Genomic DNA, 7,195 nt, shown 5'->3' with positions numbered 1-7,195 from the left:
CTTGCGCCGCTCCTCGGTCAGCTCGGGCATGACGCAGCGGATCAGGTGACCGTCGCTGGCCGGGTTGACGCCGAGGTCGGAGTCCCGGATGGCCTTCTCGATCGCGTGCAGGGCCGACTTGTCGAACGGGATGACCAGGATCGTGCGCGGCTCAGGGTTCTGGAAGGACGCGAGCTGCTGCAGCGGCGTCGGCGCCCCGTAGTAGTCCACGAGGAGCTTGTTGAACAGGCCGGGGTTGGCGCGACCGGTCCGGATGCCCGCGAAGTCCTCCTTGAGGACCTCGATGGCCTTGTCCATCTTCTCCTCGGCCTCGAACATCGTCTCGTCGATCATGTCTCTCGCTTCCTCGTCCTCATCCGGGTCACAGGGTCTGTGGCGCGGACACCCTCACCGCCCCTGTGTCAATCATGCTCACGCGTTGGTGACCAGCGTGCCGATCTTCTCACCCAGGAGGGCGCGGGTGATGTTGCCGGGGCCTTCCATGCCGAACACGACCATCGGCAGCTTGTTCTCCTTGCAGAGGGAGAACGCTGCCGCATCGACGATCCGCAGCCCGTTGGCCAGCCCTTCGTCGAAGGTCAGCGTGTCGTACTTCGTCGCCGTGGGGTCGGTCTTGGGGTCAGCCGAGTAGACGCCGTCGACACCGTTCTTGGCGATGAGCAGCGCGTCGCACTTGGTCTCGAGGGCACGCTGGGCGCTCACCGTGTCGGTCGAGAAGAACGGCATGCCGGCGCCGGCGCCGAAGATGACGACCCGGTCCTTCTCCATGTGACGGATCGCCCGGCGCGGGATGTAGGGCTCGGCGACCTGCTGCATCGCGATCGCGGACTGGACCCGCGTCTCGACGCCTTGCTTCTCGAGGTAGTCCTGCAGGGCCAGACAGTTCATCACTGTGCCGAGCATGCCCATGTAGTCCGCGCGGGTGCGGTCCATGCCGCGCTGCTGGAGCTCGGCGCCACGGAAGAAGTTGCCGCCGCCGACGACGACGGCGACCTCGACGCCGCCCTTGACAGCCTCGGCGATCTGCTTGGCGATGCCGGCGACCACGCTCGGGTCGACGCCCACCCTGCCACCGCCGAAGGCCTCCCCGGAAAGCTTCAGGAGCACCCTGTGGAACCGGGTGTTTCGGGCGTCGGTCATGACGGAGCCTCCTTGGTGGCAGCGTTCCGGCGGTCGCCCGATCCTGCCACATCCGCGCCGCCACGGTCGCATCGACGGCTCAGCCGCCGCCCACCAGCGTGACGAGGGTCTCGGCGAGGCGCGCGTAGTCGTCCTCGTCGTTGTACGCGTGCGCCGCGAGGCGCACGAACCCGCGGCCCCCGAAGGAGAGAGGCGGGACGACGAACCCAGCGGCATACACCTGTTGCCACAAGCTCTCGGCCGCCTCCGTCGTCTCCGCCACCCCGCCCGGGAGCGGCACGAGCGTCATGCAGGGAGCAGAGGGTATGCCGCTGAGCTCGCTGCCAGCCCCCAGCGCCTTGGCCACGTGGTCGGCGCCACGGCGCAGGAGGGCGGCGTTGCGCTCGACCTGGTCCCACCCGCCGAGGTCCTGCCAGAAGTCGATGGCATCGGGGATCGCGAGCCACGCCGAGTGGTCGACGGTGCCCTGGAGGTCGAAGGAGGCGGGGTAGGGCGCACCGTGGCTCCACGAGGTCACGAGGGGCCGGAGGCCGTCGCGGCGTTCCGGGGCCGCCCACAGGACGGCCGCGGACCGCGGTGCGAACGCCCACTTGTGGAGGTTTCCCACCCAGTAGGCGACCCCGAGCGCCTCGATGTCGAGGTCGGGCAGGGCTCCGGGCACGTGGGCGGCGTCGACGAGGACGGGGACCGGAGCCACGGCCGCGGCCACCTCGGCCAGGGGAAGGAGCAGCGCCGTCGGCGACGTGATCTGGTCGATGACGACCAGGCGCGTGTCGGGAGTCAGGGCATCGGTGAACGCCGCCACGATGTCGGTCGTGCTCGCGGTCAGGTCGAAGGCGGCCTCCCGGACCGTGCCGCCGTTGGCCTGCACCGCCAGTGTCACGGTGCGATACCCATGGTTGCTCACGACGACGTCGTCGCCCCGTCCGATCCGGAGCGCCTGGAGCACGACGGCGACGCCCTCGGACACGTTGCGCACCAGCGCGGCGGAGTCGGGGGCGACGCCGAGGAACGCTGCCGCCGATTCCCGGGCGGCCGCGAGCTGGTGGGGCAACTCGTCCCGGAACGCTCTCATCGGGGCCGCCTCGATCCGGGCGCGAGCGCGGTCCTGCGCCTCGCGGACGACGCGCGGGACCGCACCAAAGGCGCCGTGGTTGAGGTGGGTCAGGGCAGGGTCGAGCTCGAAGAGGTCGACGACATCGGCACGCACCCCGTCATCTTGCCCCAATCGGTCCGTCGGCCCGTTCAGCCGCCGATGCCGCGGCTCAGCGCCGTCGAGCACGTCGCCTCGTCGAAGCCCGTCAGGGGATGCGACCCCAGGTCGCTGGCCCGGGCGCGCCCGAGGTTCCAGCCGAGGGCATCATCCTGCGGCGGCTGGCCCTGAGAGCTGATGATGCAGGCCGAGAGGTCCTGGGGCAGGCCGGCGCGAATGGTCGGGGCAGCGTCCGCCCCGAGCGTGGCGAGGTAGGCCACGTCGAGCTTCCCGGTCGCGTGGTAGCGGTCGATGTTCTGCTGGGCGACCCAGGCCTCGGGGTTGGCCAGGCCGATGACGAGGACGAAGAGGCCACCCGACAGGAGCGCGGCGCGGGGCAGCCAGCGCGCGGACATCCGGACTCCTGCGACCAGGACGAGGACGAGGAGCAGCCCCATCCACAGCTCGAAGGCATCGACGAGGACGCGCAGGACGGTGAAGCCGTAGGCCTGCTGGTACACGTGCATCCGGTAGAGGGCCGAGGCGACGACCACGAGCGCCAGCGCACAGAGGAGTCCGAGGGCGATCCGGAGGATGAGCTTGTCCTGCGCCGTCTCGCGCGGGGCCTTGCGAGCGGCGAGGGCGACAGTGAGCAGGGTGAGGAAGGTGACGGCCGTCAGCTGCCCGAAGCCCTGGTGCACGTACTCCGCATAGGAGAGGCCCGTGGTCTGCTGGACGTAGTCGTGACCGCCCCACATCGCCGTCGCCTGGGCCGCGACGAAGATCGCGAAGGTGACGATGACGAGCCCGACCGGCACGAGCCACTCCCAGGCCCGGGCCACGCGACGTCCCTCGGGCAGTGCCAGCCGGTCGACGCGAGGTGGGTTGATGGCGACGTACGAGGCCGCCAGGACCGTTCCCGCGACGACGAACGCGACGAAGAACCGGACGACGATGCTGTCGACCGCGAACTCGGGCAGGATCGCCTGGGCCCACGATCCGAAGATGGCGTCACCTGAGGCGAACAGACCGCCGAACAGGACGAGCGCCACGACGGAGATCGCCACGGTGCGCACGACTGGCCACAGGATCGACACCTTGGACACGGCATTGAGGGTGCGTCCGAGCAGGGGCAGCCCGCGCACCCCGGCGAGGACCCACGAGGCCCAGCCCCCGACCATGGACGGGAGGCCGCGCGCGTTGGTCAGGGCGGTCATCGCGAGGAGCCCGGCGACGCCGACCGCCATGACGCCCAGCCACTCGGCGGCTCGGAGGACGACGAGGCTCGTGAGGGCGACGGCGAGCAGGGCTGGGACCTGCATGACGCGCTCACGCCGGTGGACGGAAGCCGTGAAGACGAGGGCGGCTGCGAGCAGCAGGATGGCGAAGGTCGCGATGCCGAGGTTCCGGTCCGGGACCACGAGGGCAGCGAGCAGACCGATCCCAACCGAGCCCAGGACGAGGCGCGGCTGCGGGGCGAGGCCACGCTCGGGCCAGAGGTCACCGAAGACCGAGTCGACGAACGGCGGGGCAGGGACACCGGCCGGCTGCGGCGGAGCCGGGGTGGGCGGCACTGGGAGGGTGGTCAAGGGGCGCTCCTTCGGGATGGGTGCAGCGGGCACGTGGTCGGCACTCGAGTCGATGGTGGACGGATGGGCCGCGCCTTCGGCGGGGTGTCGTGGGAGGACGGCGCGGATCCGGGCGCCGGTGGCGGCGGCCTCCGATGGCAGGACCGCGATGGAGCCGCCGTGCAGTTCGCAGACCCAGCTCGCGATCGCGAGCCCGAGGCCGGTGCCGCCGCCCGAGTCGCCCCACGACCCGAAGCGGTCGAAGACCCGGGCGGCCCGGTCCGCCGGAATCCCGGGCCCCTCGTCGGCGACCTCGAGCATCCATCGCTCGGAGTCGAGGACGCCGGCCCTGACGGTGACGGAGCCACCGACCGGGCTGTGCCGGACGGCGTTGTCCAGGAGGTTGGCAAGCACCTGGGCGAGGCGGTCGGCGTCCCCCTCGACGAGGAGGCCGTCCCCGCCGCCGTCCTCACCACTCGCACTGGTCTTGCCGCTGGGACGACCATCCGCACCGACCACGGTGACGAAGCTGATCCGCCGCTGGTCGGCGCCACCGGCCGCGGCTTCGGCGACTCCCTGCGCGACGAGCCGCCCCACGTCGACGGGCGCGAGCGACAGCGGCTTGATGCCGCCGTCGATCCGGCTGAGGTCGAGGAGGTCGGACACGAGGTCGCTGAGGCGCTCGGCCTGGGCGAGCGCGGTGCGGAGCGCGGCGTCATCAGGTGACATGACGCCGTCGACGAGGTTCTCGAGCAGCGCCTGCTGGGCGGTGAGGGGCGTACGCAGCTCGTGGGAGACCGTCGCGATGAGCTGACGACGTTGCTGGTCCGACGCCGCGAGGTCGGCCGCCATGGTGTTGAAGGCCCGCGCGAGTTCGCCCACTTCGTCGGCCGAGGTGGCCGTGACCCGGCGTGAGTAGTCACCCGTCGCCATCGCCGCGGCTGCTGCGGTCATCTCCCGCAACGGTGACGTCATGCCGCGCGCCAGCCACTGGACGACGCCGAGAGCGCCGACGATGGTGACCGGCACCGTCAGCCAGACGGGGACGCCGGCCCGGTCGCCGACCTCCGAGACGATCGACGCCGCGACGATGCTCAGGCCGACGAGGACCGCGAGCTTGACCTTGATGGACCTCAGGCCGTCCAGGGGGCGGTCTGGGTTCACGACCCGTCTCCAAAGGCGTAGCCCACGCCGTGCACCGTCCGCACCCGGTGGGCGCCGATCTTGGCGCGCAGGGACTTGATGTGGCTGTCGAGGGTCCGCGTCCCGGATGCCTCCGCCCAGCCCCACACCTCGCGCATGAGGTCCTCGCGGGACCGCACCGTCCCGGGCTCCTCCGCGAGGGCGACGAGCAGGTCGAACTCGAGGGGCGTCAGGTGAACCTGCCCACCGTCGACCGTGACGCGACGAGCAGCCCGATCGAGGCGCAGGCCGTTGATGGCGATGGCCGGCTCTCCCTGCGCGGCCATCTGACGGGCTCGCTCGACCCGCCTGAGCAGCGCCTGGATCCGAGCGACGACCTCCCGCATGCGAAACGGCTTGGTCACGTAGTCGTCGGCTCCCACGCCGAGGCCGACGAGGAGATCGGTCTCGTCGTCGCGGGCCGTCAGCATGAGCACCGGCACGGGCCGCTCCGCCTGGATCCGGCGACAGACCTCGAGGCCGTCGAAGCCGGGAAGCATGACGTCGAGCACGACGAGGTCCGGGCGGTGCTCGAGGTGGGCGGCCACGGCACCCGGCCCGTCGTAGGCCTGGACGACGTCGAACCCCTCGGCACGGAGGCGGTCGGCGACGGTCTGGTTGATCGTCGGGTCGTCCTCGACCAGGAGGATTCGGCTCATGCGTCGAGCGTAGGAGCGCGGCTCCGGGCGAGCCGGGTGCGCCGTCTGGAGATCGTGTGAAGATCCGGCCGGACTAGATGAAGAGCAGCTGGGCGCCCGCGGTCATCTCGATGAAGTCCGACGCCGAGATGATGCCCTCGATGTCGTCTCGCAGGTCTGCCTCGGTGAGGTGGTTCATGTCGGCGGACAGTCGGCACCCCCAGAGGTGACCGCCGGAGGCGACGATCTGGTCGAGGAAGTCGGGCACCTCGGGGATGTCGAGCTCGGCGATGGCCTTCTTGAGCTGGGACGTCGCAAGGTGGGTCATCCCCGGGATGCCGCCGAGCCCCTGGGGCAGGTGCATGGCGGTGTTGCCGAGCAGGGTCGCCTTGAGGCTGCCCTGGGTCTTCTTGGTGATCATGTCGAAACCCCAGAACGTGAAGAACAGGTGGGTCTCGATGCCCTCGCCCAGTGCGGCGTTGCCCAGGATCAGGCCCGGATAGGCCATGTCGAGGGTGCCCTTGCTGCAGATGATGGCGAGCTTGCGATCCGCTGCGACCTCGTCGCCGAAGTTGGGCACGACCAGAGGTGCGGGGTCAGAGACGGTCCCAGGTGCGGTCCCGAGTGTCGTGTCGGTCGTGGTCATCACACACATCCTTTCGGCTTGGGCACGCCCGCGATGTAGGACATCTTCTTGGCCGGCTTGCCGGGGAACATCGTGAAGAGCTGCTTGATCGGCACCCCAGTCTGGGTGCTGACCCGTCGCAGCGTCGGGGTCTCGCCCTGGGCCCGGTAGTCCTCGCGGAGGAACCGCACGAGCTTCCAGTGCTCGTCCGTCAGGTCGACGCCGATGAGGCGGGCGAACTCGGCTCCGAGCTGCTCGTCCCAGTCGTCAGGGTTGGTGAGGAAGCCCTCGTCGTTGACCTCGACCGGGTGGCCGGCGATGGTGGTGGTTGGCATGGCGCTGTGTCCTTTCGTCTCTAGGTGCCGGCGGGGATCTTGCCGGCCATCGACATGGCTGACGGGAGTCCGACGGGTCGGCCGGGCAGGAGCAGGTTCCAGTAGATGTGGCGGAACGCCAGCTTGCCGACGTGGTTCGCGCGTGACTCCTTGAGCAACGTCATCGGGCCGACCTTCGGCAGCGGGAACGTGCCCGTGAGCGGCTCGGTGTCGTAGTTGAAGTCGAGGAGCAGGGCTTTGCCACCACCCGACTCGACGAAGCAGTTGGCGTGCCCGTCGAAGGAGTGGGTCATCGGCTTGCCCTCGATGAGCTCCATGAAGTTCTCGACGAAGACCTCGACCGAGAAGTGGGCGACCGAGCCCGCCTTGGACGTCGGGAGGTTGCTCGCATCACCCAGCGCGAAGATCTCCGGGTGCGCCGTCGACTGCATGGTGTGCTTGTCGACGGGGACGTAGTTGAGGTCGTCGCCGAGCCCCGAGCGCGCCACGAAGTCGGCGCCCATGTTGAGCGGGAT

7 protein-coding genes and 1 pseudogene are annotated in these 7,195 nt (G+C 70.2%); all 8 read right to left on the bottom strand.

Features of this window, described 5'->3' with window-relative positions:
* Positions 1-333, bottom strand: a 333-nt coding sequence (locus VIR15_RS15915; RefSeq protein ID WP_331929472.1) for a ribosome-recycling factor, incomplete at its 3' end; no start/stop codon positions are given.
* Positions 334-411: 78 nt separating this feature from the next.
* A complete protein-coding gene (gene pyrH / locus VIR15_RS15910; protein ID WP_331929470.1) occupies positions 412-1,140 on the bottom strand; it encodes a UMP kinase in 729 nt (242 codons plus the stop codon).
* Positions 1,141-1,219: 79 nt separating this feature from the next.
* Positions 1,220-2,350 carry an aminotransferase class I/II-fold pyridoxal phosphate-dependent enzyme gene (locus VIR15_RS15905; protein ID WP_331929468.1) on the bottom strand — a complete coding sequence of 377 codons (1,131 nt, stop codon included), beginning with the start codon at positions 2,348-2,350 and terminating at the stop codon, positions 1,220-1,222.
* Between the two features lie 35 nt (positions 2,351-2,385).
* The gene (locus tag VIR15_RS15900) at positions 2,386-5,064 is read right to left on the bottom strand and encodes a DUF4153 domain-containing protein (RefSeq protein ID WP_331929466.1); all 2,679 of its coding nucleotides are present in this window, start codon (positions 5,062-5,064) and stop codon (positions 2,386-2,388) included.
* Entirely contained in the window at positions 5,061-5,741 is a 681-nt protein-coding gene (locus VIR15_RS15895; RefSeq protein WP_331929464.1) for a response regulator, read from the bottom strand. Before VIR15_RS15895 ends, VIR15_RS15900 begins: the two co-directional genes overlap by 4 nt.
* A gap of 73 nt (positions 5,742-5,814) precedes the next feature.
* On the bottom strand, positions 5,815-6,366 hold the full coding sequence (locus VIR15_RS15890) for a DsrE/DsrF/DrsH-like family protein (RefSeq protein WP_331929462.1): 552 nt from the start codon (positions 6,364-6,366) through the stop codon (positions 5,815-5,817).
* On the bottom strand, positions 6,366-6,680 hold the full coding sequence (locus VIR15_RS15885; protein WP_331929460.1) for a TusE/DsrC/DsvC family sulfur relay protein: 315 nt from the start codon (positions 6,678-6,680) through the stop codon (positions 6,366-6,368). The genes VIR15_RS15890 and VIR15_RS15885 overlap by 1 nt, the downstream gene beginning before the upstream one ends.
* A 20-nt stretch (positions 6,681-6,700) precedes the next feature.
* Positions 6,701-7,195 (bottom strand): annotated as a pseudogene (locus VIR15_RS15880) (type III sulfide quinone reductase, selenoprotein subtype); the annotation flags it as partial.

The organism is Intrasporangium sp. (assembly GCF_036566125.1).
Taxonomy (GTDB): Bacteria; Actinomycetota; Actinomycetes; order Actinomycetales; family Dermatophilaceae; genus Intrasporangium.
Note: the sequence above shows the minus strand (reverse complement) of the source record. Positions and strands in the feature narration are given on the sequence as shown.